The 546-nt window shown below is 71.2% G+C and carries 1 protein-coding gene and 1 pseudogene; both read left to right on the top strand.

Annotated elements, in window-relative coordinates:
* Positions 1-210 (top strand): annotated as a pseudogene (locus JCM9942_RS17820) (heme biosynthesis protein HemY); the annotation flags it as partial.
* A gap of 39 nt (positions 211-249) precedes the next feature.
* On the top strand, positions 250-546 hold a 297-nt coding region (locus JCM9942_RS17825; RefSeq protein ID WP_218185536.1), incomplete at its 3' end, for a hypothetical protein.

Genomic DNA, 546 nt, shown 5'->3' on the forward strand with positions numbered 1-546 from the left:
TGCCGGTCCGCAGGCGTGGGAAGCGCTGGGCGAAGCTTCGCCGAACAGGGCGACGACGCGCTGGCCCGGCACTGCCTGCTCAACGCGTTGCGCCAGCGGCGGGGCGAGATCCCGCTGCCCCTCAATCGCCGTGACCTGCGCCAGCAGATCCAGGACCAGGCGGTGGCCGAGGAGCGCGATGAACACGGCTTCCCGCGGCTGCCGGGCTGAGTCCGTAGAATCCGCCCCCCGTCTCTGCCAGCAGTCCCAATGAACATACCTCCGGATATCCACGCCCGCGTCGTGGAACTGACCGACACCATCCTCCACGCCGGTCAGTCCGGCGATGCCGAGGCCGCGCAAGCCGCGTACCGCGCACTGGCCGACTACGGCCATGCCGTGGCTGCCGAGGGCCGCGACCATCCGTTCCTGTGGGAAACCCTGGCCGACTTCACCGGCGATGACCGCCTGGCCATCGCCCTGTACCTGCGCGCCCTGCCGCTGGCCACCGCCGCCGACGCGTGCGGGTACGCCGCATCGATCTGCCTGGCGCTGGCCGAACGCCAC

Origin of the sequence: Stenotrophomonas pictorum JCM 9942 (assembly GCF_001310775.1) — a bacterium.
Taxonomy (GTDB): domain Bacteria; phylum Pseudomonadota; class Gammaproteobacteria; order Xanthomonadales; family Xanthomonadaceae; genus Stenotrophomonas; species Stenotrophomonas pictorum.